Origin of the sequence: Bacillus sp. FJAT-25509 (genome assembly GCF_001420605.1) — a bacterium.
Classification (GTDB): domain Bacteria; phylum Bacillota; class Bacilli; order Bacillales; family Bacillaceae_G; genus Gottfriedia.
This window is the reverse complement of sequence record NZ_LJIZ01000032.1, coordinates 179,707-204,582: the sequence shown is the minus strand read 5'-3', so window position 1 is coordinate 204,582 and position 24,876 is coordinate 179,707. Positions and strand designations below refer to the sequence as shown.

28 protein-coding genes are annotated in these 24,876 nt (G+C 33.0%); 10 read left to right on the top strand and 18 right to left on the bottom strand.

Features of this window, described 5'->3' with window-relative positions; genetic code table 11:
• The first annotated feature begins 107 nt into the window (after positions 1–107).
• Entirely contained in the window at positions 108–533 is a 426-nt protein-coding gene (locus AN960_RS19995; protein ID WP_056475314.1) for an SET domain-containing protein, read from the top strand.
• A 15-nt stretch (positions 534–548) separates the two neighbouring features.
• On the opposite strand, the gene AN960_RS19990 is transcribed toward AN960_RS19995, so the two are convergent.
• Genes AN960_RS19990 through ggt form a run of 3 tightly spaced genes read right to left on the bottom strand, consistent with a single transcriptional unit; the run spans position 549 to position 3,292 of the window.
• Positions 549–1,076, bottom strand: a complete 528-nt coding sequence (locus AN960_RS19990; RefSeq protein ID WP_056475311.1) for a chromate transporter — start codon at positions 1,074–1,076, stop codon at positions 549–551.
• The gene (locus AN960_RS19985) at positions 1,073–1,654 is read right to left on the bottom strand and encodes a chromate transporter (protein WP_056475307.1); all 582 of its coding nucleotides are present in this window, start codon (positions 1,652–1,654) and stop codon (positions 1,073–1,075) included. The genes AN960_RS19990 and AN960_RS19985 overlap by 4 nt, the downstream gene beginning before the upstream one ends.
• Before the next feature lie 21 nt (positions 1,655–1,675).
• Entirely contained in the window at positions 1,676–3,292 is a 1,617-nt protein-coding gene (gene ggt, locus AN960_RS19980; protein ID WP_502692557.1) for a gamma-glutamyltransferase, read from the bottom strand.
• Between the two features lie 475 nt (positions 3,293–3,767).
• Between ggt and AN960_RS19975 the strand changes: the two genes are divergently transcribed.
• Positions 3,768–4,448, top strand: a complete 681-nt coding sequence (locus tag AN960_RS19975) for an N-acetylmuramoyl-L-alanine amidase family protein (protein WP_056475304.1) — start codon at positions 3,768–3,770, stop codon at positions 4,446–4,448.
• A 104-nt stretch (positions 4,449–4,552) separates the two neighbouring features.
• On the opposite strand, the gene AN960_RS19970 is transcribed toward AN960_RS19975, so the two are convergent.
• Positions 4,553–5,791 carry a DNA polymerase IV gene (locus tag AN960_RS19970; protein ID WP_056475302.1) on the bottom strand — a complete coding sequence of 413 codons (1,239 nt, stop codon included), beginning with the start codon at positions 5,789–5,791 and terminating at the stop codon, positions 4,553–4,555.
• A 151-nt stretch (positions 5,792–5,942) separates the two neighbouring features.
• Between AN960_RS19970 and AN960_RS19965 the strand changes: the two genes are divergently transcribed.
• The 3 genes from AN960_RS19965 (at position 5,943) to AN960_RS19955 (ending at position 7,368) form a co-directional block, all read left to right on the top strand.
• A complete protein-coding gene (locus tag AN960_RS19965; RefSeq protein WP_056475300.1) occupies positions 5,943–6,461 on the top strand; it encodes a VOC family protein in 519 nt (172 codons plus the stop codon).
• Between the two features lie 113 nt (positions 6,462–6,574).
• Complete coding sequence (locus AN960_RS19960; RefSeq protein ID WP_025672250.1) at positions 6,575–6,952, top strand: globin domain-containing protein; 378 nt, start codon at positions 6,575–6,577, stop codon at positions 6,950–6,952.
• Positions 6,953–6,969: 17 nt separating this feature from the next.
• Positions 6,970–7,368, top strand: a complete 399-nt coding sequence (locus tag AN960_RS19955; protein ID WP_056475298.1) for a thiol-disulfide oxidoreductase DCC family protein — start codon at positions 6,970–6,972, stop codon at positions 7,366–7,368.
• A 107-nt stretch (positions 7,369–7,475) separates the two neighbouring features.
• Here the strand turns inward: AN960_RS19955 and AN960_RS24620 are convergent, their stop codons facing one another.
• The gene (locus AN960_RS24620; protein WP_156339732.1) at positions 7,476–7,640 is read right to left on the bottom strand and encodes a hypothetical protein; all 165 of its coding nucleotides are present in this window, start codon (positions 7,638–7,640) and stop codon (positions 7,476–7,478) included.
• A 269-nt stretch (positions 7,641–7,909) separates the two neighbouring features.
• Here AN960_RS24620 and AN960_RS19950 point away from each other — a divergent pair, with 269 nt between their 5' ends.
• Complete coding sequence (locus AN960_RS19950; protein ID WP_056475296.1) at positions 7,910–8,194, top strand: YiaA/YiaB family inner membrane protein; 285 nt, start codon at positions 7,910–7,912, stop codon at positions 8,192–8,194.
• Positions 8,195–8,262: 68 nt separating this feature from the next.
• Here the strand turns inward: AN960_RS19950 and AN960_RS19945 are convergent, their stop codons facing one another.
• The 3 genes from AN960_RS19945 to AN960_RS19935 form a co-directional block, all read right to left on the bottom strand.
• On the bottom strand, positions 8,263–9,603 hold the full coding sequence (locus AN960_RS19945) for a glycosyltransferase family 2 protein (protein WP_056475293.1): 1,341 nt from the start codon (positions 9,601–9,603) through the stop codon (positions 8,263–8,265).
• Between the two features lie 183 nt (positions 9,604–9,786).
• Positions 9,787–9,981, bottom strand: coding sequence for a helix-hairpin-helix domain-containing protein (locus AN960_RS19940; RefSeq protein WP_056475291.1), 195 nt, complete (start codon positions 9,979–9,981; stop codon positions 9,787–9,789).
• 146 nt (positions 9,982–10,127) lie between these two features.
• A complete protein-coding gene (locus AN960_RS19935) occupies positions 10,128–10,652 on the bottom strand; it encodes an alpha/beta hydrolase family protein (protein ID WP_056475287.1) in 525 nt (174 codons plus the stop codon).
• A 177-nt stretch (positions 10,653–10,829) separates the two neighbouring features.
• Here AN960_RS19935 and AN960_RS19930 point away from each other — a divergent pair, with 177 nt between their 5' ends.
• The gene (locus tag AN960_RS19930) at positions 10,830–11,426 is read left to right on the top strand and encodes a DedA family protein (protein ID WP_056475284.1); all 597 of its coding nucleotides are present in this window, start codon (positions 10,830–10,832) and stop codon (positions 11,424–11,426) included.
• 451 nt (positions 11,427–11,877) lie between these two features.
• On the opposite strand, the gene AN960_RS19925 is transcribed toward AN960_RS19930, so the two are convergent.
• Genes AN960_RS19925 through mce form a run of 3 tightly spaced genes read right to left on the bottom strand, consistent with a single transcriptional unit; the run spans position 11,878 to position 14,982 of the window.
• Complete coding sequence (locus tag AN960_RS19925) at positions 11,878–12,996, bottom strand: M20/M25/M40 family metallo-hydrolase (protein WP_056475280.1); 1,119 nt, start codon at positions 12,994–12,996, stop codon at positions 11,878–11,880.
• Between the two features lie 38 nt (positions 12,997–13,034).
• The gene (locus AN960_RS19920) at positions 13,035–14,576 is read right to left on the bottom strand and encodes an acyl-CoA carboxylase subunit beta (protein WP_056475277.1); all 1,542 of its coding nucleotides are present in this window, start codon (positions 14,574–14,576) and stop codon (positions 13,035–13,037) included.
• Entirely contained in the window at positions 14,563–14,982 is a 420-nt protein-coding gene (mce, locus tag AN960_RS19915; RefSeq protein ID WP_056475274.1) for a methylmalonyl-CoA epimerase, read from the bottom strand. Before mce ends, AN960_RS19920 begins: the two co-directional genes overlap by 14 nt.
• Before the next feature lie 461 nt (positions 14,983–15,443).
• On the opposite strand from mce, the gene AN960_RS19910 reads away from it, so the two are divergent.
• Complete coding sequence (locus tag AN960_RS19910; protein WP_056475273.1) at positions 15,444–17,105, top strand: M4 family metallopeptidase; 1,662 nt, start codon at positions 15,444–15,446, stop codon at positions 17,103–17,105.
• A 197-nt stretch (positions 17,106–17,302) separates the two neighbouring features.
• Positions 17,303–17,395 (top strand): stressosome-associated protein Prli42, encoded by a 93-nt coding sequence (gene prli42 / locus AN960_RS24615; protein WP_156339731.1) that lies wholly within the window; start codon positions 17,303–17,305, stop codon positions 17,393–17,395.
• 70 nt (positions 17,396–17,465) lie between these two features.
• Here prli42 and AN960_RS19905 read toward each other — a convergent pair whose 3' ends face one another.
• Together AN960_RS19905 and AN960_RS19900 are read right to left on the bottom strand one after the other, a co-directional pair.
• Entirely contained in the window at positions 17,466–17,981 is a 516-nt protein-coding gene (locus AN960_RS19905) for a L,D-transpeptidase (protein WP_056475269.1), read from the bottom strand.
• A 13-nt stretch (positions 17,982–17,994) separates the two neighbouring features.
• The gene (locus tag AN960_RS19900; protein ID WP_056475266.1) at positions 17,995–18,954 is read right to left on the bottom strand and encodes an aromatic acid exporter family protein; all 960 of its coding nucleotides are present in this window, start codon (positions 18,952–18,954) and stop codon (positions 17,995–17,997) included.
• A 253-nt stretch (positions 18,955–19,207) separates the two neighbouring features.
• On the opposite strand from AN960_RS19900, the gene AN960_RS19895 reads away from it, so the two are divergent.
• Positions 19,208–19,732, top strand: coding sequence for an acyl-CoA thioesterase (locus tag AN960_RS19895; RefSeq protein ID WP_056475263.1), 525 nt, complete (start codon positions 19,208–19,210; stop codon positions 19,730–19,732).
• 68 nt (positions 19,733–19,800) lie between these two features.
• On the opposite strand, the gene AN960_RS19890 is transcribed toward AN960_RS19895, so the two are convergent.
• From AN960_RS19890 to AN960_RS19870, 5 genes are all read right to left on the bottom strand, one after another.
• Positions 19,801–21,351, bottom strand: coding sequence for a solute symporter family protein (locus AN960_RS19890; protein ID WP_056475260.1), 1,551 nt, complete (start codon positions 21,349–21,351; stop codon positions 19,801–19,803).
• On the bottom strand, positions 21,348–21,692 hold the full coding sequence (locus AN960_RS19885) for a DUF485 domain-containing protein (RefSeq protein ID WP_056475258.1): 345 nt from the start codon (positions 21,690–21,692) through the stop codon (positions 21,348–21,350). The genes AN960_RS19890 and AN960_RS19885 overlap by 4 nt, the downstream gene beginning before the upstream one ends.
• A gap of 343 nt (positions 21,693–22,035) precedes the next feature.
• Positions 22,036–22,758: an amino acid ABC transporter ATP-binding protein gene (locus AN960_RS19880; protein ID WP_056475255.1), complete on the bottom strand. Its 723-nt coding sequence runs from the start codon at positions 22,756–22,758 to the stop codon at positions 22,036–22,038.
• Positions 22,751–23,410, bottom strand: a complete 660-nt coding sequence (locus AN960_RS19875) for an amino acid ABC transporter permease (RefSeq protein WP_056475253.1) — start codon at positions 23,408–23,410, stop codon at positions 22,751–22,753. The genes AN960_RS19880 and AN960_RS19875 overlap by 8 nt, the downstream gene beginning before the upstream one ends.
• Positions 23,411–23,489: 79 nt before the next feature.
• Positions 23,490–24,830 (bottom strand): aspartate aminotransferase family protein, encoded by a 1,341-nt coding sequence (locus AN960_RS19870; protein ID WP_082459605.1) that lies wholly within the window; start codon positions 24,828–24,830, stop codon positions 23,490–23,492.
• Between the last annotated feature and the right edge of the window lie 46 nt (positions 24,831–24,876).

The following is a 24,876-nucleotide window of genomic DNA, read 5'->3' as shown; positions in this document are numbered from 1 at the left end:
GAGGCCTACTTTTATCTGAATAACGCTAATTAGATAAAAAAATTGATTTATATCTAAAATAATGGCAAACTATCTATAAGACTTAAGAGAGAATTATAGGTGTAATTATGATTGAAATTAAAACTTCTACGTTGAGTGACGGTGAATTTAACCGAGGTGTCTTTGCAACACGTGATATTGCAAAAGGTGAGCTAATACATGAGGCGCCTGTTATTTCTTACCCGAACGAGGAACATGAGCATATCGAGAAAACTTTATTAGCTGACTATGCATTTGAATATGGTATTAATCATTCAGCTATTCTTCTAGGATACGGAATGCTATTCAACCATTCTTATGATGCAAATGCGACTTACGATATTAACTTTGATAATCACACATTTGATTTTTTCGCTTACAAAGACATTAAAGCTGGCGAAGAAATTTTGATTAATTATAATGGCGAAGTAGATAATATGGATCCGCTTTGGTTTAATAAAGATTATGAAGAAGTTATGAGCAAAGAAAAAGAGAAAGAAAAAGAAACCAATTAATTGGTTTCTTTTTTTTTAAAGATTAATGGCACCATAAATTAATGCACCAAGTACTACAAAAGCCGGATGAATTTTAAATTTTTCCATTAAGAAAAATGTACAAACTGCAATAAAAATTACTTGGAATGCTCCAATATCATGAAACGAATCAGAAAATGATTGATATGTAAGTACGCCTAATAGTACTACAATTGTCGGTTTTACATACGCTGTCATCCTCTTCACTCGAATTGAGTCACGATTTTTATGAAGTAATCCAATTAAAAAAATCATTAGTAATAAAGAAGGGATTACCGTTGCAAAGACTGCTATAAAGGATCCAAAGATTCCTCCAATTTTGTATCCAATATATCCAGCCATTTTAGTTGCGATTGGCCCTGGTAAGGCATTCCCCATGGCAAACGCTTCATGAAATTCTTGTTGAGTTAACCAATGATTTCGTGTAACAACATCATTTTGAATTAATGGGATCGTAGCAGGCCCACCGCCATATCCTAAAAGATTCGTGAAAAGAAATGAAAGAAATAATTTCCAATAAATCATTCGTTTGTACTCCCCTTCCTCGTCTTTTGTTCATTTGAGGAAGTTGCCTTTACTGGCTGGCAGATTGCAAATACTAGTAAACCACCAATTATGATCGCTGGATGTATGTGTAAAAATTGAATTAGAAACAATCCAACAACTAAATGAATTAATATTGTTGGTGTTTTCAATCCTTTTTTTGAACTTTGATAAAATTGCCATGTTAATACACCTAACATTACTCCTACGACAGGTACAATTGATTCTTTCATCCCATTAACCCATTTTATATCTTTAAAAGACGTTAATGATGTTAAAAGTATAATCATTAAAATAATCGTCGGTAAGATGGTTGCAACGATTGCATTAAGCATTCCGATTATACCACCAATACGATAACCGATATAACCTGCTAATTTTGTATTGATTGGACCTGGGAGCATATTCCCTATTGCTAATATTTCAGAAAACTCTTCGTCTTTCATCCATTTATATGTATCGACAACTTCTTTATAAACGAGAGGAATCGTAGATGGTCCTCCACCATATCCTAAAATACTACTTCGAAAAAACGCGATGAATATATCCAATTGTTTCATTAAATCAATTCCTTTTCTTATTTACCAACTTGCTATACAACCGTCCGTTCTTGATTCTGTACCACCCATTAAAACGCCCGTATCTTCATTTCTCCAAATAATTTGGCCTCGTCCGAAACTTCCAGTATCCTTTGCAACCTTAATTTCATGACCTTTAGCCTGTAATTCTTTTATAATCTCTTGAGGAAAATTAGGTTCGACTTCAACAATTTTCCCTTCAATCCATTGCCATCTTGGAGCATCTAAGGTTTCTTGTGGATTTAAATGAAAATCAATACTATTCATGATTACTTGAACATGACCTTGAGGCTGCATATAACCACCCATTACACCGAATGGTCCAACTGCTTTATTATTTTTTGTTAAAAATGCCGGAATAATCGTATGATATGATTTTTTTCCACCAATTAAAGCATTGGCATGATTTTCATTTAAGCTAAAATCATAACCCCTATTTTGCAATCCAATCCCAGTTCCAGGAATTACAATACCTGCCCCAAAACCCATATAATTACTTTGAATAAAGGAAACCATGTTTCCATCTCCATCAGCTGTTGCTAAATAAACAGTGCCTCCACTAGGCGGTCTTCCTGGTAATGGTGTTTGAGCAGTTTCCGTGATTTCTAAAAAGCGTTCTTTTCCATATTCATCACTTAATAGACTTTCAACTGAAGTCTTCATAAACTTTCGATCTGTTACATATTCCTTTCCGCAAGTAAAAGCTAACTTCATTGCTTCAAATTGTTTATGATATGTCATTACGTTCTCTTTGTCATCATACAGATCATTTTTCAATATATTTAACGCCATCAGAGCGACAATTCCTTGACCATTAGGTGGAATTTCCCACACATCATAGCCTCTGTAATTTATACTAATTGGATCTACCCATTCCGGTTTAAAGGACTCTAAATCTTCTTTAGTTAAAAAACCACCATATTGATTTGATGAAGCAATAATTTTATCTGCAATTTCACCTTTATAAAAATCTTTTCCATTTGTTTCTGCTATTTTTTCTAAAGTTATTGCATGATCCAGTGACGACCAGATTTCTCCTACTTCAGGAGCTCTTCCTTTTGGAGCAAACGTATCAAACCAAGCAGCAAACTCCTCAGAGTTTAACTCCTTTTTGTATATTTCATAAGCCTTTTTCCAAAACTTACCTAAAGTAGGTGAAATCGGAAAACCTTCACGAGCATATTCAATTGCAGGTTGCAGCACTTCCTTTAACGAAAGCCTGCCAAACCGATTCGATAATTCTACCCAACCAGCAGGAGCCCCAGGGACGGTTATTGGTATCCAGCCATATTTAGGCATTTTTTCATACCCTAAATTTTTTACTTTTTCGATCGATATATTTTTAGGTGCTGCACCACTTGAATCTAAACCGTATAACTTTTCGTTCATCCAAACTAATGCAAAAGCATCTCCACCAATACCGTTTGAAGTTGGCTCTACTACTGTTAGACATGCAGCTGTAGCGATTGCTGCATCTACTGCATTACCACCTTTTTTTAAAATATCTAGGCCCGCTTGTGCAGCCAATGGTTGGGAAGTAGCGACCATACCATTTCTAGCATAAACCACATTACGATGTGATGAATAAACATGTTCACTCGTTTTCATTTTTGTATACATACTCTTTCCTCCTTGGCTTTTTTGCAATAGTTCTATTGGATAACAAAATAACTTAATCTTTAAATTCGACAATATTTTAGTAATCCCCTACTTAACTATCAATCTAAATAAAAGAATCTATTAGAATGAATGGCTAATTAATCTAAAAGGCTTAAATTTGGTTATATACATTAGATGCTTGTCCATTTCAAGTAAAAGTTACTTTGAATACTTTATCATTAGGAGGGTCATTAGCAGATAAAACGCAATAAATTTCTGTAAAACCTCTAAAACTTTATAAAAGAAAGGAGGAAACGTTGCCTAATTGTTTGCTAAGAAACAGTAAATCAACTATGTAGGATTCGTTGTATCCGAATTTACGCACTTGGAGTGTTAGACCAAACGAGAGTAGCTTCTGCAAAATCGGACACGTAGAACACAGGAAGCAAACATCTATTTATATATTTTTATAGATTGTGGCAACGGGATTAATTTAATGTTCAAACTTTATTTAGATCCAGGGCATGGTGGCTCTGATTCAGGTGCAGTAGGAAATGGATTAAAGGAAAAAGACCTAACTTTGGATATCGCATTAAGAATAAGAGATTTATTGAATAACTATAATGACGTTGATGTTAGAATGAGCAGATCTACCGACACTGATCGTTCTTTATCTGAACGTACTAACGATGCAAACTCATGGGGTGCCAGCTACTTTTTATCTGTTCATATTAATTCATTTAATACATCAGCGTCTGGCTATGAGGATTATATATACGATGGTTTGTCAGATACGTCTACTTCAGCTCAATATCAAAACATTTTACATCCAGAAATCGTAAAGGTAAATAGTCTAACTGATCGTGGTAAAAAGAAAGCTAATTTTCATGTATTACGTGAATCAAATATGCCAGCGATTTTGACTGAAAATGGATTCATTGATAATGCAAGTGATGCTGCAAAACTGAAAGACCCAAATTGGCGTCAAAAAGTAGCTCAAGGGCATGTAAATGGATTAGTAAAAGCATTTAACTTAACGCATAAGACTAATTCTGAAATGCATAGAGTAATCGTAGATGGAGTACAAGTCGGAGCATATCAAGATGATCAAAATGTACTGAATGCAGTAGAACAGTATCTTCCAACAGCAACTAAAATTATTATTGAGAAAGTTTAAACGGTTATATTAACGAATTAAAGACTGTCTATTTATAGACCGTCTTTTTCCGTTCAAAACGAAGGCAACTTAAAAAGACCTTCGATTGAAAGCTCGGCAGCTGTTTACTCTGTAGATTTCAATATATCTAATATATTGGTTGAGTCAATTTTCTTTTTTTGTCTACCTAAACTAATAACTTGTTCTCCATATTTATCTTGCAATTTATGTAATGTTTCAAATAATGGTTCTTGTTTGGCGTCCTTTTCAAAAGAAAATAGGTCCAATTGCTTTGATATTTCATCTTTTGGATTCAGTTGTGATGCAGTTACTCCAATTAAACGTAATGGTTCTCCGTTCCAATTTCTTTTCCATAAATCAAATGCTTCTTTAAAGATTTCATTAGCTTGTTGTACAGGTGTAGAAAGTTTTTTGCTTCGATTTATTGTTTTTCGATCACTAAATCGTAGTGTAATTGTCACAGTGTCTGCAACTAAACCTTTCTTAATTAAACGTTCAGCTACTCGTTTAGATAGAGCTTCAAATTTTTCTGCAATCATAGGTTCCTCAAAAACATCAAATGAAAATGTCGTTGATTGGCCAATTGTCTTATGTGAAAGCATACGACTAGGATCGACTTCTCTCTCATCTATTCCATTTGCCTTATTTCTTAAAGATATACCGTTTACACCTAATAATTCTTGAACTTGTTTTTCATTACTTTTTGCTAAATCTTCTATTGTAATAATGCCAATTTCATTTAACTTTTCTTCAGTTTTCTTACCAACTCCATGCATCTCTCCTACTTTTCTTGGCCATAAAATAGTAGGAACATCTCTTTTACGAAGAACAGTAATTCCAAGTGGTTTTTTCATATCTGAAGCTGTTTTCGCAAGAAATTTATTTGGACCAATTCCGATACTGCATGGCATATCCAGATCTTCTAACAACATTGACTGGATTAATTCAGCTATTTTAATTGGATGACCTAGTTTTTCATCACATTCAGTTAGATCAATATAGCCTTCATCAATTGAAGCCACTTCAATTTTAGGACTTATTGCACCTAATTTTTCAAATATTTGCCTTGAGACTTTTCGGTAAGCTTCAAAATTTGGAGTTTTAACAATCATCTCAGGACATTTTTTCCGCGCTTCCCATAATGGCATTGTTGCCCGAATTCCATAAGCTCGCGCTTCATAGCTTGCAGTTACAATAATTCCTCTTCGCTCTTTTTCATTGCCGGCCACAACTACTGGTTTACCTTTTAATGATGGATCATTCGCTATTTCAACTGAAGCAAAAAATGAATTCATATCAACATGTAAAATGACTCTTCCACTCTTTGGTGCCCATTGATTCATTGCTACACCTCCTATGCTAGTATAATATCATTTTTTTATATTTCCTATTTACGTGTATTAATGTTGAATATAGTTAAAACTTATAAAGTTTGAATCAAATCTAACTAATATCTAATTATTATAAACGTTTTTGTAATAAAGGAGAAAAGCTATGCAAAGTAAAATTCAAAAAATATCTACGAATTTATGGTTTGATACCCAAGCCGAAGATGCTGTAAATTATTACACTTCTATATTTAAAAATTCAAAAATTGAAAGAATCACTCGTTATGGAAAAGAAAGACATGACCCAAACAGTATGGAGGAAGGAGCTGTTATGACCATCCAATTTAGTTTGGAAGGGCTAGATTTTGTTGCATTGAACGGTGGTCCTCACTTTAAATTTACAGAAGCAATTTCATTCATCGTCCATTGTGACTCACAAGAAGAATTAGATTATTATTGGGAAAAGCTATCAAAGGATGGAGATAAAAATGCACAAGCATGTGGTTGGTTAAAAGACAAATTTGGCGTCTCATGGCAAATTGTTCCGACCATTTTACCTGAATTATTAAATGACTCCAATCCAGAAAAATCTGAACAAGTAATGAAAGCAATTCTCAAAACTAAAAATAAAATCAGTATAAATAACTTAATTGAAGCTTATGAAGGAAACCCCTCTTCGAATTAGAAGAGGGATTTTCATTACCCTTAAGGTTCCAATTTACTTCTCATAAAGAACAAAAAGAGATAAAATAAACCTATCTATATTGTATTTTTTGAAATTAATGGAGGTATTTTCTTTTGAGTAACGAAAATCAATCAATGTATGATTATATAGGGAAAGAAAAATTAGAGGAGCTTGTGGATACTTTTTATTCTTATGTTTCAAAACATGAGAGGCTTTCACCAATATTTCCTGGTGACTGGGAAGAAACAGCACGTAAACAAAAGCTATTTTTAACACAGTTTTTAGGGGGACCACAATATTATAGTATGGAACGTGGTCACCCAAGAATGCGCGCGCGTCATTTGCCATTTCCAATTACAATTGAATTAGCTCATGACTGGTTGGATTGCATGGGAAAAGCTATGGATGATGTCGATTTAGATGAAGAAATTAAAGAGCCATTATTACAACATTTAAGAAATGTTGCTTACCATATGGTAAACCAAGAATAATCTTTAGGGGATATATTATGAGCGAGAGGCCAATAATTTTATTTGATGGTGAATGTATTTTATGCAATGGAGCTGTTCAATTTATTATTAAACACGACCAAAAAGGTTATTTTCATTTTGCCGCTCTACAATCAACCTTTGGTGAAAAGCTTAAGAAGGATCACCCCGAACTTTGTTCAATTGATTCAATTATTCTTTTACAAAATGGAAAAATAAAAATTGAGTCTTCAGCTGCACTTTCTATTGCAAAAAATTTAGAAGGTTGGCCAAAATTTTGCTATGCCTTTATGATAATCCCAAAAACAATACGTGACTATTTATATAGACTGATCGCAAGAAATCGTTTTAAATTCTTTGGAAAAAATGAATCGTGTATGATCCCATCAAAAGAAATTAGGGATCGATTTTATTTATAATGAACAAAATTCTTTTCAATTGAAAGAACCACAAAGGTAAACAGATCCCCCTTGTGGTTCTTTTTAGTTTCCTTTTTTAATTGTTTGAATGACAGCAAGGTCCAGAATTAGCTTTTTATTAGAACTCTTGTTAAAGCGAGCCCAATAAATCCAACACCCATTCCGATTAGCCATCCTGAATGTGGTTCATGTAACAAACTTCCAATTCCACCGCCTAGAAACATACAGCCTACAAAAACGATTCCTCCAATACCAGCACCTCTATTACTCAAAATCTGACCATCCTCTCCAAATAAATATTCCCTATATATTTGTGATTAGATATCTTTTTGTATTTCTCTATTTCTATTTAGATTTCTCCCAAAAAATTCCAGTAATATTTACCAATTTACTAATTTATTAGAATTTTATTACTATTCAACGACAAATTTTATATAATAATATGAGACGTTAAGAATTTTTTTGAAATCATTTATACATTCTTAATAGCATTTTTTAACGTCAGACAATTTTGTTAAATCTTACGCGGAGCGTGATTAATTTGCAGAAGCACAGACGTAGAAACACACCAGCATTTACTGTTTTGGCATACTTTACATTAGTTGCAGGAGTATTTTTGTTTTGTATCGGACTTTACAATGCAGATATGGAATTAAACGAAAAAGGTTATTATATTGCAGTTATGCTGTTAGTAGCAGTAGGCTCAATTTTAACCCAAAAGGTTGTTCGTGATAATGCCGAAGATGATGATATTATCGCTGAGCAAGAAGTTCAATTAAAGATGAAGTTAGATAGTTCTACAAAGAAAGAAACAACTAATTTATAAAAACAAAAAGGGGATCACAAAAAGTATAGTTACTTTTTGTGATCCCCTTCCTTATGATGATAAAGTTTTTATTCCCAAACTCTTTTAAATTTAAAGAATTCTTGAATATAGCCATAAAGTGAAACTGGTGACATAATCATTTGATAGCATAATAAGAAGAATATAAATCCTATACGATTATTTCTTATTCTTAAATTTAAATTGCGGAAAACATAGTTTTTCTGATAAAAATAAAGAATTGAATAACTAATAAATGTCAATGGGAGAACTAATAAAGTCATTGGACCAACAATAATATTGATACCAAAAAACGCTAATATCAATCCAGGAATCCAACAGACAGTGTAAATAAAATCTAAGTAAACCATCACGAGATTAATACCAGTTAAATACTTTGTATAAACTTGTGGTTGTTGCCACGGTTTTATTTCAATCAGTCCTTCAACCATACCTCTAGCCCATCTTGATCTTTGTTTAGCAAAATGACCAAATGTTGTAGGTGCATCGGTAAAGGCTACTGCTAATGGTTCAAAGTATACCTTCCATTGCTTCTGTAAAAGTCTCCATGTTAATACGATATCTTCTCCAATCGCATCTGGCCAACCTTTTACTTCCTTTACACAATCAGTTTTATATAAACTAAAAGCCCCTTGTGCAACAAGTGTTCCTTGATATAATCCCTGAAGTCTTTTTATGGAAGCAATGCCTAAGAAGTAATCCCACTCTTGAATCTTAGTCCAAAATGTTTCGCGACTATTACGAACTAACATTGAGCCAGCTACAGCACAAACATCAGAAGGGCTACTTTTTATTCTTGAAACTAAGTATCTCACCGCAGAAGGATGAATTAATGTATCTGCATCTAGTGTAATGACATATGGTGTTTTTACATACTCCAAGCCTAAATTAAGTGCATGAAACTTACCGGGTTTTGATTGATGTAATAAAGTAATATTTGAATTCAACTCTTTTTTCGCTCTCATTACTTCACGATCTGTACCATCGGTTGAATTATTATTAATAACGATAACGTTTATTTCACCAGAATAATCCTGATCTGAAATATATTTTAACGTATTAAAAATAGCGCCTTCTTCATTATAAGCAGCCACTAATACAGTTACCGAATCATTTGGAAATTCATTTTTAAAATTCGGTTGTTTATCGAGTAGTAAACTTATGACTAAAAAAGTGCTCATATAGCCCGGTATATATGCAATACCACCTATTATGATGATTGCTACTGGCGTAGTAACAATGTCAGATAAATCGTTTACCCAAGGAATCGATAAATATATTGAAAAAAGTAACCAAGAAAATGAAATAAAATGGCTAAACCAGAATTTCTTATTTACTGTTAAATAATATCGGTTTCCTTTTTTTTGTATAGGAGACAAGTTTGCTTTCAGAAGTCTCCCCCCTTTTTATGAAATTAAATCAATAAAAAACATTATATCACGATAATTTAATTTAATATCCTAACAACTTCTGGTAAAAAAGACTTAATTAAAGATTGTTTATACCACTTTCATTACTTAATAATGACAAAAAAAAAAGAACTGAAATACTATCAGTCCTTGATCTAGCCAATATTATTTTTTAAAAGAAAATCCTTTCTCTTCCAATGCATTTTTAATTGTCGTAATCGCCTTAGGTCCCATCCCATGTAATTTTAATACTTCCGCCTCACTTAATTGTGTGAAATGCTCCAAATGTAAGTAACCCGCTGAAGTTAGTGCTCTAATAGCAGGTTTAGCTAATCCATTTGGTAGTGAATTTTCACTCATATTAAAACTCCTCCAATTTAAAATTCTGATCAAGCCAACTGAATATATCATTTTTCATACAATTTGTAATCGTATGATTTACATCCTTATATTTAAGAAAATCTATATAATCATTTTGTTTTGTTGCTAACAAATCGAGTTGCCCATCAATTGGAATAACTAAAATCCAGTTCTCCGTGTAAGAATAAAATAGGATTTCTTATCGAACTATTTTTAAATTTAGGATCATATTTTACAAACGTTTCCAATTCCTTATCATTTAATGGTACTCTTCTATCTTTTTTACGAAAATCCTTCTGAGAATAAATATAAGAACTTGATCCATTAATATTAATTAATCCAGCATAATTAGTATTGGAAAAAAACATTCCACTTGCTATAAAACCACCCATTGAACTACCTAACAGAATTGTATTTTCTTTTTGTAAATTAAGCTGATCGATCAATTCATCTTCTTCTTCAATCGTTTCAAATATCGTTTTCCAAAAGTATGTTTGTAAAACCTTTTGATCGAAATATTTAATTTCGGGAATAACAACTTTAAATCCTAATTCAGATAGCTGATTACCAAGTTGTATTTGTGAATCAATCGTTGAACCCCAACCATGAAACATCATGATTGTTTCTTTACTACTATATTTAATTTGATTTATCTCAAAAAAATTAATCATTTTCCCCACCTAAATTTCTTTATTTTCTAAATAGTATTAAATTATTCTAATAATAACAAAATTATTTGAATTTTGAATTGCCATATTAAAGAAAATGCTATAAAATACATTTGTTTGTACACAATGATATTATCACAATCTAATTTAAGCGGAAAAAATCGAGGATGTGTATTATTAATGGTTCATCATTTAAACGGATTAATTAGTCACTATGGTTATATTGGCATCATTTTAGCATTAATAGGTGGAATAATAGGTCTGCCATTACCAGATGAAATTCTTTTAACATACGTAGGTTATAATGTATTTCAAGGTAGAATGTCATATTTACCTTCTCTAGCTTGTGCTTTTATCGGAATCATTTGTGGAATCTCATTAAGTTATTTACTCGGATACATATTTGGTTTACCTTTATTAAAAAAATATGGACCAAAAGTTCATATTACAGAGAAAAAAATTGATATCACAAAAAACTTATTCTCAAAATTTGGACCGTATATTCTTATTATAGGATTTTTTATACCTGGAATCAGACATTTAACTGCTTATTTTGCAGCTATTAATAAATATTCCTTTAGAAAATTTGCGACGTTTGCATTTATTGGAGCAATTCTTTGGGGATTCACTTTTATAACATTAGGAAAAATTTTAGGTGAACAATGGGATAAAGTGGCCACAATTTTTGCAAAGTACAGTTTAGTCATGTTTTCAACTGCCTTATTGATTGCAATTTTATTCTTTTTCCTATTTAGAAAACGATTAACTACAAATTAGAGTAGGCTTTTAGAGTCTTGAGAAATACATATGTGATAACACAAAAAAGACGAGACATAATAGTGTCTCGTCTTCTTTTGATAGATAAGTTGATTGGAGCGAATGTGCGAATGTTACTCGACTCCCGGTGTAAATCTGAAAATCGCAATTAAATTCCAAAGAATCGCAAATAAATAATTATTCATACTCGTTAAGGTATTAAAGCCAAAAATCGTACAATAGTTGATCCTTTCAAATGAAAAACTAGCAAATTTGCTCTAATTCGATTAAAAATTGGATAAAAAGCTGCTAATTATCTTTAAAATAAAGTTCAAATCATATAAAAATCAATGGCACTAATGAGATACCCCTCTCATTAGTAGATTCTATATATTAGTTATGTTTAAAATTAAAAAGAGGGCGCCTATTTGTCAGTTAATCTGACAGATAAGACAGCCCTTTTTTTACTTAATTATTTTGCAACTTCTTCTACAATTGCAATGACCATTTCAGCAGTTTTTACTAACTCTTTGATTGGCATTCTTTCATTTGTAGTGTGGATTTCTTCATAACCGATTGCTAAGTTTACGATTGGGAAACCGTGACCTGCGAATACGTTCGCATCAGATCCTCCACCACTTTGTTGTAATGCAGGAGTACGTCCAATTTTTTCTGCTGCACGTTTTGCAACTTCAACAACGTGGTCTCCTTCACCAAATTTAAATCCTGGGTACATAATTTGTACTTCTACTTCAGCACGTCCACCCATTTCAGTAGCTGCTTCTTCAAAGGCAGCTTTCATTTTAGCTACTTGAGCTTCCATTTTTTCACCGATTAATGAACGAGCTTCAGCTAAAATATTCACTTGATCGCATACGATATTTGTTGCACTACCACCTTCGAAACGTCCGATATTAGCAGTCGTTTCTTCGTCGATTCGACCAAGTGGCATTCTTGCAATTGCTTTAGAAGCAATCGTAATCGCTGAAACGCCTTTTTCAGGTGCAACACCTGCATGTGCAGTTTTACCATAAATTGTAGCAATTACTTTAGCTTGAGTTGGAGCTGCTACGATAATGTTACCTACTTCTTCATCGCTATCTAATGCATATCCAAATTTAGTAGTGATTAATTTTGGATCCATTGCTTTAGCACCATGTAATCCAGATTCTTCACCAACTGAGATAATGAATTGGATTTCACCATGCTCAATATTTTGTTCTTTAATGATTTTTGCAGCTTCTAAAAATGCTGCGATACCAGCTTTATCATCTGCACCTAGAATTGTAGTTCCATCAGTAACGATGTATCCATCTTTGATTGATGGTTTGATTCCTTTACCTGGAGTTACTGTATCCATATGACAAGAGAAGAAAATACCGTCAACGCCTTCTTTAGTAGCAGGAATTGTAGCAACAATATTTCCAGCACCGTGACCTGTAACACCCATCGTGTCGTCTTCAAAAACATTCATTCCAAGAGCTTCTAATTTTTGTTTTAAAACCTTTGCAATTTCAGCTTCAAACTTAGTTTCAGAGTCTACTTGTACTAATTCTAAAAATTCATCGACTATACGTTGTTCATTAATCATTTCTGTCATGCCTCCAAATTGTATATGTAAAAAAATGTCTACAAAGGTATATTACCATGTTTTTTAGCTGGGCGCTTTTCATTTTTGTTTTTTAATACTTCTAAAGATTGAATAAGCTTTTTTCTAGTCATTCTTGGATCAATAACATCATCAACTAGACCATATTTTGCAGCAACGTAAGGATTAGAAAATTTCTCTTTATATTGATCCATCCATTCAGATCTTAACTCATCTGGACGATTACTTTGAGAGATTTCTTTTCCGTATAAGATATTTACAGCACCTGCAGCACCCATTACAGCGATTTCAGCGTTTGGCCATGCAAATACTAAATCCGCTCCAATCGATTTACTATTTAATGCAACATAAGCTCCACCAAATGCTTTTCTCGTAATGACTGTAACTTTTGGAACTGTTGCCTCAGAGTACGCATATAAAAGCTTAGCACCATGCCTTATTATACCTCCATGCTCCTGTTTTACACCAGGAAAAAACCCCGTCACATCAACAAACGTGATGATTGGTATATTAAAACTATCACAAAAACGAATAAATCTTGCCCCTTTATCAGCTGAATGTAAATCTAGACCTCCAGCCATAAATTTAGGTTGATTACAAACTAGTCCTACTACTTCACCATTTAATCTAGCAAATCCCACAACTAAGTTTTTAGCGAAATATTTTTGAACCTCAAATAAGGAATCATCATCTACAATCATTTCTACTATTTTTTTAACATCATAAGGTCGACTACTTTCATCAGGTATAAGCTCCATTAAATCATCAAGATCTTTTTCAGTTTTCATTTTAGTAGGTGCTTTTTCTTCCCAGTGAGCCGGTAAATACTCTATTAAATTTCGAACGATTTTAAGAGCTTCTTCTTCCGATTCAGCTTGGAAATGGGCATTCCCACTGATCTCATTATGGACTTTAGCTCCACCTAAATCCTCTGCTGAGATTTTTTCACCTGTTACACTTTCAATTACCTTAGGACCAGTAATAAACATTTGGCTAGTACCATTAACCATTATAACGAAGTCTGTAATTGCTGGAGAATAGACAGCACCACCTGCACAAGGCCCCATAATAACCGAAATTTGTGGTACTACCCCAGAATAAATCGTATTTCGATAAAACACATGTCCATAACCATCTAAAGAAAGGACACCTTCTTGGATTCTCGCACCACCTGAATCATTTAATCCAATAATCGGAGCCTTACACTGTACTGCCATGTCCATTAATTGACTTATTTTTTTCGCATGCATTTCACCTAATGCACCACCGAACACGGTAAAATCTTGTGAAAAGACAAAGACCGTTCGATCGTTAATTTTTCCGTAACCTGTGACCACTCCATCACATGCACCATTTTGTTCATCCATTCCAAAATCTGAACAACGGTGCTGGACGAAACTAAATAACTCAACAAAACTACCTTCATCTAATAGCATGTCTATTCTTTCTCGTGCTGTAAACTTTCCACGTTCATGTTGTTTCTCAATCCGTTCAAATCCTCCGCCTTGCTCTATTTCAGATTTCTTTTCATATAGTTTATATAAATCATCATACTTGCTCATTAAACTCCCCCCTTTTTTGAACAATTTCGATTAATACTCCGAATTGTTTAGGGTGTATAAAGGCAACTTTTGAACCTTCACTCCCATTACGTGGTGAGTGATGGATTAAATTGAATTGTCGTTTTTTTAGTTCTAATAATGATTTTTCGATGTCATCTACTTTAAAAGCAATATGATGCAACCCTTCCCCTTTTTTTTCAATATATTTATGTACAGGATTCGTAGATGAAAGTGGTTGGATTAATTCAATATTAATTTTATTTGTTTTAAAAAACGCGACTTCTACACCTTGGTCATCCACTATTTCACGGTATGAATATGATAAACCTAAATCACCCTCATACTTTTTAATACTCTCGTTTAAATTTTTTACACAGATTGCCATATGATCTATATTTGTGAACATTTTTTTGCCCTCTCCTTCAAATCAATGCTTTTTTTAGAAACATATGAGATTTTTTATGTACTGTAATCTGTTCAAAAGTACATAAGCTATTATTTAAATAATATTCAAGAAAGTGGACAAACATGATTAAAACCGTAGCGATAACAATGCAGATGTAATATTGAAACCTAGAACACCGATCAGATTCTGCTCCTTTAAAGAGGAAAAAAAATACCATGATTTAAGCAAAAAACCAAAATTTAAAGTATGCAAAAAAAGTTCGACGGCATTCTTCTCACTTTTCTCTTTTATTACAACAATATGTCTACTTAACAATCGAGAGGTTAAATAGACACGATATAAAAGACTTATTTTTTCAAAAAAAAGTGCAATTAATGCAGTTTTTTGTAGTTTGTAAACTTACTAGATTACATGATACTATTACCACGTTATCACTATTTGTTAACTAGGGAGGAATTTAAGTGAACAAAAAAGTTTTGGCAGTTGGGTTATCTTTAGGTTTAGCAGCAAGTAGTTTTTCAGTAACAAATACATATGCTGCACCAAAAAATGTGTTATCTAGCTACAAGTATAATGAATCTGTAGGATCTCCTGAATTTGTTTCAGGTCAGCTGACAAAGTCATCAACTCAAAGTCCCGAGGGCATTGTACATGGTTATCTCAATGCTAACAAAGATAAATTCAAACTCGATTCAAAATCCTCAGAAGAATCATTCATCATCAAGTCTAGCAATAAAGATATGTTAGGCACCGCTCTTAGACTGCAACAAGTATATAATGGTGTACCCGTTTGGGGTTCTACTCAAACAGCATTAGTTGCAGACGATGGTGTTCTAACAGTTTTCTCTGGTACGGTAGCTCCTAATCTAGATACGAAAAAAGGACTTAAATCTGAAAAGAAAGTAAATGCCAACAAATCAATTAAAATTGCAGAAGCCGATCTTGGTTATACTCCTACATATGAAAAAGACCCTACAGCTGATCTAGTAGTTTATACAAATGGTGATGAAGCTACTTACGCTTACCTTGTAAACTTAAACTTCCTTTCTCCTAAACCTGGTAACTTTAATTATTTCATTGATGCATCAACAGGAAAAATATTAAATAGCTATAATAATTTAGATGAAGCAGATAGTAGTGCCCCTGCTGCAAAACCGGGCGGTACAGCGAGTAGTACGAATACAACTGGAACAGGAGTTGGCGTGCTTGGTGATTCAAAAACACTAAACATGACCTTATCAGGTTCATCTTATTATTTACAAGATAATACTAGAGCCTCAGGTGGTATTTTCACTTATGATGCGGCTAACAAAACACGTCTTGCAGGTACACTTTGGACGAGTCCAGATAACCTTCTAAATAGTACTTATGATGCCGCTGCAGTTGATGCACATTATTTTGCTGGATTAACATTTGATTATTATAAAAATGTTTTTGGACGTAATTCCTATGATACTAAAGGCGGTGCACTAAAATCGAGTGTCCATTATGGCCGTAATTACAACAATGCGTTTTGGAACGGTACGCAAATGGTTTATGGCGATGGTGATGGTACAACATTTATTCCATTATCAGGTGGTATTGACGTAGTAGCACATGAGTTAACTCATGCAGTAACAGAAAAGAGCTCAAATTTAACTTATCAGAATGAATCTGGTGCATTAAACGAAGCAATTTCTGATATTTTTGGTACATTAATAGAGTTCTATAATAATAAAAACCCTGATTACGAGATTGGTGAAGATATTTATACGCCAAAAATTGCAGGTGATGCACTTCGTTCGATGAGTGATCCAACTAAATATGGAGATCCAGACAACTATTCAAAACGTTACACTGGAACATCTGACAATGGAGGAGTTCATACAAATAGCGGTATTATTAATAAAGCTGCATATTTAATTGCTAAAGGTGGAACTGCATACGGCGTGACTGTTACAGGAATCGGAAATGATAAACTAGCTCAAATTTTCTATCGTGCAAATACTGTTTACTTAACAGCTTCCTCTACTTTCAGCCAAGCACGTGCAGCATGTGTTAAAGCAGCTTCTGACCTTTACGGTACAAGCTCCGCTGAAGTAACTACAGTAAACAAAGCATTTGATGCGGTTGGAATTAAGTAAAATTCCAAGTAAAAACAGGGATGTCTCGTAAGCTATAAATGCTTATGAGACCTTTTTATTTGAATAAATGTGTGATTTTCGTTGATATATTGCTAATACTGTAAAAATAATCATACTTATGCTAAAATAGGACAACACTTGTATTATTCTTATAATGATTAATAAATAGTAATTCTTTAATATAAGGTGGTAATCACATGAGAAAAAAAACACAAAAAGTAGTCGTTATGATTATGTTAATTTCAATGCTTGCTACTACTTTACTTGCAGGTATCGCTGCTATGTTATAAAAGAAAAAAGAATATGTAAAATGAGGATTCATCATCAAGATCTTGAGATTTTGATGGTGGATCCTCTTTATTATCTGATCGCACCTTGTTCACGAGCTAGTTGTTCAAATGAATTTGTTGATGTTGTGATTAATACTTTCGTTCCATATGGGATTTTATCAAAAAGTTCATTCACATCATTTGTGTACATTCTTACACAACCATTTGATATATATTTACCAATTGTTGAAGGGTCATTATTTCCATGAATACCATAAATCGAACCATCTGTACCTAATGCGTCAAAACCAATCCATCTAGTTCCTAGAGGATTTTTAGGATCGCCTCCTGGAATATTCTTTTTGCGCCAATATGGATTTTTGGCTTTATAAGTAATATTAAAAATACCTTCAGGAGTTAAATCTGCTGTTTTTCCGGTAGCAATTCGATAGATCCTTAGGACTTTACCATCTTCTATATATGCTAAATTATTAACTTCTTTGTTAATGATAATAAATGGTTCGCCTACCCTCGGGTTTTGGCCAAGTGGCCATACTGGACCAATTACTAAAAGTAGTGATAGAACTAGTTTAAGCAAATAAAGCAACTCCTTTTTAATTTCACTTAACGTATTTTCCCTTAAACTTTGATTTCATAATCAAAAAACTTTCCATTTCATTAATGATTGTTAAAACCGCTGCTCTTGTTTCAAAATCATCAGATGTTTGTGGGAGTGGCATTTCACGAAACATATGATAGATTTCTTCTAACTGATGTAAGCATATAACGCCACTTATAATTGGATTGATTGAAAAACTTAAGTCATTAAAAAACTTGGATAAAATATGAGATTGTTCGTTACTCACTTTAATGTCACAAACCGTGTCAATAATACGGTGAATAATTTCAAGTTGCCTCTCTCTTAATAAAAAGTATTCATAATCTTCATCATTCGAAGATTTAAAATAATGATTATCGATTTCTAATTTAGAAATTCTTTTCGCTTCTTGAAGCAATTTTACTGTTTCATCATATTCTTCTAAAAAACACTTATTAGCTGGTTCTTTTAAAAAAATAGAAATCTTCTCAAAAATAAAACAAAATTTAGAATCTATTTGTACTTTATAGTTTTTTATTTGATCATCTAAACTAGGCATATATAAATTGCAAAGTAAAGCTACACCAATTCCTATTACAATTACAGTTATTTCATCTACTATGATCGGAACTGTAATTTTTTTAAGACCATATAGATGTAGCATGATCACCGTACTAGAAATGACTCCTTCTTGAATTTTAAGTTTTACTAAGCTTGGAATAAAAAATAAAAGTAATAATCCAATTGCAAAAGGTGTATAGCCAAAAATATGAAAGAAAAAAATACAAAAAAGTATGATTAGTAAGCATGCAGCGAACCTTCTTAATGCTGTATCTAATGAACGCTTTTTGGTTGTTTGTATACATAATATTGTTAATGTTCCAGCAGACGCGTAAAAATGAACTCCCACCGATTGTGCAATAAAAATTGCTACCGCACTCCCTAACGCTGTTTTAACAATCCTTGAACCAATTCTATACATAATATCACCTATTATTTATGTTCTACTTTATGAGCTATTTGATTCATTTAATAGGTTAAAGTTAAGAAAAGATAAAAATATGATCAAGATTGATAAAAACAACGTTGCCTAAGCTCCATTAAAGCGTACGTTCAATCTTTACGATAATAGGGCACATTCTCAAATATATCTAATGAAAATTTCATCTCATATTTACGCTTAATAATAAATAGATTGGTAAAAATATCATTATTCTAATAAAAGGTGTGAATTTATGAGTTCAAAATATTGCCATGAGTCACGGTCAGCTTTAACTGTTCGAGTTTTCCCTACTGACTTAAACAATCACCAAACTTTATTTGGTGGAAAAATTCTTGCTGACATGGATATGACTGCTTCAATTACTGCTTCTAAACATTCAAGATTGAAATGTGTTACTGCTTCGATTGACCATGTAGACTTCTTACATCCTGTTACAGAAGAGGATTGTATCTCTTATGAATCCTTTGTCGTAGTTACAGGAACATCATCTATGGTCATTTTCGTAAAAGCGATTGCAGAGAACTTGATTACAGGCAATCGCCGAGTTGCAGCTACTTCATTTTTAACATTTGTTGGAATGAAAGATAATAAAACGGTACCAGTTCCAACTATCATTCTTGAAACTGAAGAAGAACGAGAACTTGCTGAAATAGCAAAAGCAAGAATCGAAAATCGTAAAAATAATAAATTAATCAGTAAAAACATTGAAACAATTATCTCTACAAAACCTTTAAAATTAAAACAAAGTGATGAGTAAATTAATTTGTTTCCTAAATAAAAAAGAAACTGAGGAATTTTCTTCAGTTTCTTTTTTTCTAATTATGATTAATGCGTAGAAATACCAGATACACCATGGCCGGTATTAGACTTCACAAGAATTTCATCAAATTTAGCTTCATTTTCTTTTTTACTTGAAAGAACTGTACCTAAATATGCAGCTATGAATCCTAAAGGAATCGATATAATCCCTGGATTCGTTAAATTTATTAATGGATCTCCAACAAAAATGGCTTTTCCTTCAATTGGACTCCAAATATTTGGACTTATTGCTACTAGTATGATGGCAGATATTAATCCCGTTAACATACCAGTAATTGCGCCCGTCGTATTAAAACGTTTCCAATAGATTGTAAAGAGTATGACTGGTAAGTTCGCACTTGCAGCAACAGCAAATGCTAAAGATACTAAAAAGGCAACATTTAATGTTTGTGCAAATATTGCAAGTAAGATTGAGATTAAAGCAACACCAATCGAGGCATATCTAGCCATTGAAACTTGCTCTTTTTCAGTTGCTTTACCTTGTTTTAAAATTTCATTGTAAAAATCATGTGCAAAAGCAGATGCAGCAGTTAGTACAAGACCTGCTACTACTGCAAGAATAGTTGCAAATGCTACAGCTGAAACAAAAGCAAATAAAAAGTTACCACCTAATACTTCAGCTAAAAGTGGCGCCGCCATATTTCCTGCTGGATTTGCTTTTATAATCTCAGAATTTCCAACAAATGCAGCTGCCCCAAATCCAAGGAAAATCGTCATAATATAAAACGCTCCGATTAACCAAGTTGCATATACGACTGATTTTCGTGCCGTTTTCGCATCACGGACTGTAAAGAAACGGACCAGTATATGAGGTAATCCAGCTGTTCCAAGAACAAGTGCTAAATTAAGTGAAATTGTGTCTAATCCATTTGTGTATTTTACACCTGGATTTAAAAATGAGTCCTTTAGTGGAGTTGCAGTTCTCATTTGGCTAAACATTTCGTTAATGTTGAAATTAAATTTAGCAAATACGATGATTGAAATAACTAATGTTCCAAGCATAAGAAGTATTGCCTTTACAATTTGAACCCAACTAGTAGCCCTCATACCTCCAAATATTACATAAACAGTCATTAATATACCTACTATTAAAACAGCAGTCGTATAATCAATTCCTAGTAATAATTTAATCAGTGCACCAGCACCAACTAGTTGTGCAATCATATAAAAGATTGAAATTGTCATTGTGTTTAACGCGGCTACCCCTCTTACTTTTCTTTGATCAAATCGCGCTGCTATCATATCTGCTAACGTATATTTACCAAGATTTCGTAAAGGCTCAGCTACTAAATATAAAACAACTAAATATGCAACTAAAAATCCGATGCTATAAAAAAATCCATCAAATCCAGTTAAAGCGATCGCACCTGCAATTCCTAAAAAGGATGCCGCTGACATATAGTCTCCTGCAATTGCAAATCCATTTTGCCATCCAGTTAACCCACCGCCGGCTGTATAGAAATCTTTCGCGTCTTTTGTTTTTTTAGAAGCGAAATATGTAATAACTAGCGTTCCAAGTACGATAATTAAAAATAAAGTAAATGCCGTCGTATTCAAATTTCCTCCCCTCCTTTATTTAACTTTTCCAATACTCGATCTGCCATTTTGTCAAAGGATGCAGCTTTCTTACTGTACATCATACATAGTACCCATGTCATAACAAATTGAGCGAATGCAAATATCCACGCCCATGTGACCTCCCCAATTGCTTTTGTATTCAGTGCTTTAGAATAAGAAGTCATTAAAGGTAATGCAATGTAAAAACAAAAAAAGAATAAAGACATTGGTAGGATAAACTTTCTTTTTGCTTTCAGTAACTGTTTAAACTCATGAGATTTTGCAACTTCCGAGTATTTGCTTTCACTCATACTCGTACTAGAGTTTTGGTCCAATTCCATCATCATACTCCCCTTTCAAGTTTTTATTTCTTGAAAAATTTGAAAATATTATTGCTAAAAATAAATGAAAGAATATTCAGAAACTAAGATAATTGTATTTCATTTAGAAACACTTTAATAAATGTTTTCGATAGACAAGAATTAACAAGTTCTAATTTTTAAATTATTTTTTGTAGAATTAAAACTCAAGATCAACTTGAAATACAAAAAACTTCCGCTGACTTACAAACTGAAAACATAATTAGACAAGTTAAAACCAAATCAAAGAATTTTTTGTCAATAAAAAAATCCCTCTTTTCAACTGAAAAGTAGGGATTCTTCATATTATAAGTGATTAAATGTCTTATAAAACCTTCTCTAAGAATAACTTTGCACGATTTGTTTTAGGTTTTGTAAATAATTCGATTGGCGTTGCATCTTCAACTAGATTTCCTTCGTCCAGGAATAGAATTCGATCTGCAACTTCCTTTGCAAAACCCATTTCATGTGTAACGATGACCATTGTCATACCAGTATGAGCTAATGATTTCATTACTTCAAGTACTTCTTTTACCATCTCTGGATCTAAAGCTGATGTTGGTTCATCAAATAGCATTACTTTAGGTTCCATTGCAAGTGCTCTTGCTATAGCTACACGTTGTTTTTGACCACCTGAAAGTTTAGGAGGATATACGTTTGCTTTTTCAAGAAGACCAACTTTTTCAAGTAGAGCCTTCGCATTTTCTTCTGCTTTAGCCTTACTCATACCTTTTACATTAATCGGAGCATACGTAATATTTTCTAGAACTGTCATATGTGGGAACAAATGAAAATGCTGGAATACCATACCTACTTCTTCACGAATTTTCATTATATTACTTTTAGGATTTGTAATTTCAATATCATCCATCCAAATTTCACCATTTGAAGGAGTTTCTAATAAATTCATACAACGTAAAAATGTAGACTTTCCAGAACCAGATGGGCCAATTACAGCAACAACAGATCCTTGCTCAATTATAGTTGTTATTCCTTTTAATACATGAACATTTCCAAAGCTTTTATTTAAATTAGTAATTCTAATCATTTGTACGCATTCTCCTTTCAACAGATTTACCTAGAAGTGATAAAATCATAATGATAATGTAATAGATTGCAGCTACAAAAATAAGTGGCTCCATAAATGAGTAAGTCTCTCCACCTACTAAGAAAGCTCTTCTCATTAAATCAGATGCACCAATTACTGTTACCATTGCTGATTCCTTAGTTAACGTAATAAACTCATTCATCAAAGCTGGTAAAATATTTTTAAATGCTTGAGGTAAAATAATTTTTGACATCATTTTACGATAAGGGATCCCTAAAGCTGATGCAGCTTCTTGTTGACCTTTATCTACTGCTAGTATACCTGCACGGATGATCTCTGATACATAAGCTCCTGAATTCAATCCAAAGGCCAATACGGCTGCTGGAAACTTTTCGATATCGACACCAATTAATTGTGGTAAACCATAATAAATAATCATTAATTGCAAAACCATCGGTGTTCCACGAAAAATTGATGTATAAAAATCTGCTATTACAACTAGCCATTTTGCACGGCTAATTTTCATTAATGCAAGTAATATTGCTAAAACAAGACCTAATAAAATTGAACAAACAACTACTAGAAGTGTTAATTTTAATCCGGCCAATATATATGGAATTGAAGGGACAATTTGAGAAAAATCTAAGTTCATATTGTAGTACTCCTTTACTATTTGTCTTTTAAATTGCCAAGTTTATTCGACAAAGTCTGTTTAGATAAAGAGCACTGGTTTAGAAACCAATGCCCTTTGTTTCATATAATTCATATCCAATGGATTGCTCATATTCAGTTAATGCTTCATCTAAGATTGCTAACCCATCATCGATTTGATTCTTCGTAACTGTTAATGGTGGAATCATTCGAATGACTTCACTGTTGTTACCACAGAAATAGAATAAAACACCTTTTTCCAAAGCCAGATCAAGAATTTTAAATAATCCATCACCGTCTGGTTCTTTTGTAGCGGGATTAATGATTTCAATGCCGATCATTAACCCAATTGAGCGAATGCTTCCAATTACCGGATGCTTTTCTTTTAATGCATTCAGTTTTTCTACAGCGTAAGCTCCAACTTCTTTCGTATTTTCTAAAAGCTTTTCTTCTTTAATAATTTCTAAAACAGCCAGTGCAGCTGAACAAGCTATTGGATTTCCTCCAAATGTTGTTCCATGACTACCTAGTGGCCACTGTTTCATTAGTTCATTTGATGCTACAGTCGCACTTAAAGGAATACCATTTGCAATCCCTTTTGCAATTGCCATAATATCTGGCGTTACATCAAAAGTATGTGCAGCAAACCAATCTCCTGTACGACCAAATCCAGTTTGAACTTCATCAAAAATTAGTAAAATATTATTTTTATCACAGATTTCTCGTATTTTCTTTAACCATGCTTTAGGTGGTACTATATATCCACCTTCACCTAGAACTGGCTCTACAATAACTGCAGCTACTTCTTCTGGTGTTACTTGATGATTAAATAAACGTTTAAAATCTTTTTCTAATTGTTCTACTACATATTGTTCTTCATCATAACCTTCAGGGCATTCTGAAACATTTGCATACGGTATTTGATAAGAGCCTGTTGGTTGTAAAAATTTTCGATACTTACTTTTTGATGTCGTAACGCTTAATGCTCCCATAGAACGGCCATGGAAACAACCAATAAATGAAACAATATATGGACGTTTAGTAGCATGTTTAGCTAGCTTAATAGCACCTTCAATTGCTTCAGTTCCACTATTACCAAAAAAGAAAGTATCTAAGTTACCAGGAAGAATTTCAGCCAACTCATCTGCTAGCTTTAAAATCGATTCGTAAATAATAACACCCGACGGACCATGAGCTAAAGAGTCAGCACCATCTTTAATTGCCTGTACTACTTTTGGATGACGATGTCCAACATTTGTAGTAGCAATTCCAGATGTAAAGTCTAAGTACTCCTTACCATCTACACCATAGTAGTAACAGCCTTCTTCCTTTACAACCGGTAAGTTAGGATGATCCTTTGCCATGCTTGGCGCAAGACGTAAAGGCATTTTTTCTAATAAGTGACTCCAATCTCTCTCCATCAATAATTCCTCCCCTGATTACAACAAAACTTATCATTTTTTATAT

Coding starts and splice junctions, on each gene's coding strand:
- AN960_RS19990 (WP_056475311.1), bottom strand. CDS start 1,076: ATGATTTATTGGAAATTATTTCTTTCATTTCTTTTCACGAATCTTTTA.
- AN960_RS19875 (WP_056475253.1), bottom strand. CDS start 23,410: ATGAACTTAGATTTTTCTCAAATTGTCCCTTCAATTCCATATATATTG.
- ggt (WP_502692557.1), bottom strand. CDS start 3,292: ATGTATACAAAAATGAAAACGAGTGAACATGTTTATTCATCACATCGT.
- AN960_RS19930 (WP_056475284.1), top strand. CDS start 10,830: ATGGTTCATCATTTAAACGGATTAATTAGTCACTATGGTTATATTGGC.
- AN960_RS19895 (WP_056475263.1), top strand. CDS start 19,208: ATGAGTTCAAAATATTGCCATGAGTCACGGTCAGCTTTAACTGTTCGA.
- AN960_RS19900 (WP_056475266.1), bottom strand. CDS start 18,954: ATGTATAGAATTGGTTCAAGGATTGTTAAAACAGCGTTAGGGAGTGCG.
- prli42 (WP_156339731.1), top strand. CDS start 17,303: ATGAGAAAAAAAACACAAAAAGTAGTCGTTATGATTATGTTAATTTCA.
- AN960_RS19985 (WP_056475307.1), bottom strand. CDS start 1,654: ATGAAACAATTGGATATATTCATCGCGTTTTTTCGAAGTAGTATTTTA.
- AN960_RS19920 (WP_056475277.1), bottom strand. CDS start 14,576: ATGAGCAAGTATGATGATTTATATAAACTATATGAAAAGAAATCTGAA.
- AN960_RS19940 (WP_056475291.1), bottom strand. CDS start 9,981: ATGAGTGAAAATTCACTACCAAATGGATTAGCTAAACCTGCTATTAGA.
- AN960_RS19880 (WP_056475255.1), bottom strand. CDS start 22,758: ATGATTAGAATTACTAATTTAAATAAAAGCTTTGGAAATGTTCATGTA.
- AN960_RS19955 (WP_056475298.1), top strand. CDS start 6,970: ATGAGCGAGAGGCCAATAATTTTATTTGATGGTGAATGTATTTTATGC.
- AN960_RS19970 (WP_056475302.1), bottom strand. CDS start 5,791: ATGAATCAATGGGCACCAAAGAGTGGAAGAGTCATTTTACATGTTGAT.
- AN960_RS19885 (WP_056475258.1), bottom strand. CDS start 21,692: ATGGAATTGGACCAAAACTCTAGTACGAGTATGAGTGAAAGCAAATAC.
- AN960_RS19965 (WP_056475300.1), top strand. CDS start 5,943: ATGCAAAGTAAAATTCAAAAAATATCTACGAATTTATGGTTTGATACC.
- AN960_RS19995 (WP_056475314.1), top strand. CDS start 108: ATGATTGAAATTAAAACTTCTACGTTGAGTGACGGTGAATTTAACCGA.
- AN960_RS19935 (WP_056475287.1), bottom strand. CDS start 10,652: ATGATTAATTTTTTTGAGATAAATCAAATTAAATATAGTAGTAAAGAA.
- AN960_RS19975 (WP_056475304.1), top strand. CDS start 3,768: ATGTTCAAACTTTATTTAGATCCAGGGCATGGTGGCTCTGATTCAGGT.
- AN960_RS19870 (WP_082459605.1), bottom strand. CDS start 24,830: ATGGAGAGAGATTGGAGTCACTTATTAGAAAAAATGCCTTTACGTCTT.
- AN960_RS19925 (WP_056475280.1), bottom strand. CDS start 12,996: ATGATTAATGAACAACGTATAGTCGATGAATTTTTAGAATTAGTACAA.
- mce (WP_056475274.1), bottom strand. CDS start 14,982: ATGTTCACAAATATAGATCATATGGCAATCTGTGTAAAAAATTTAAAC.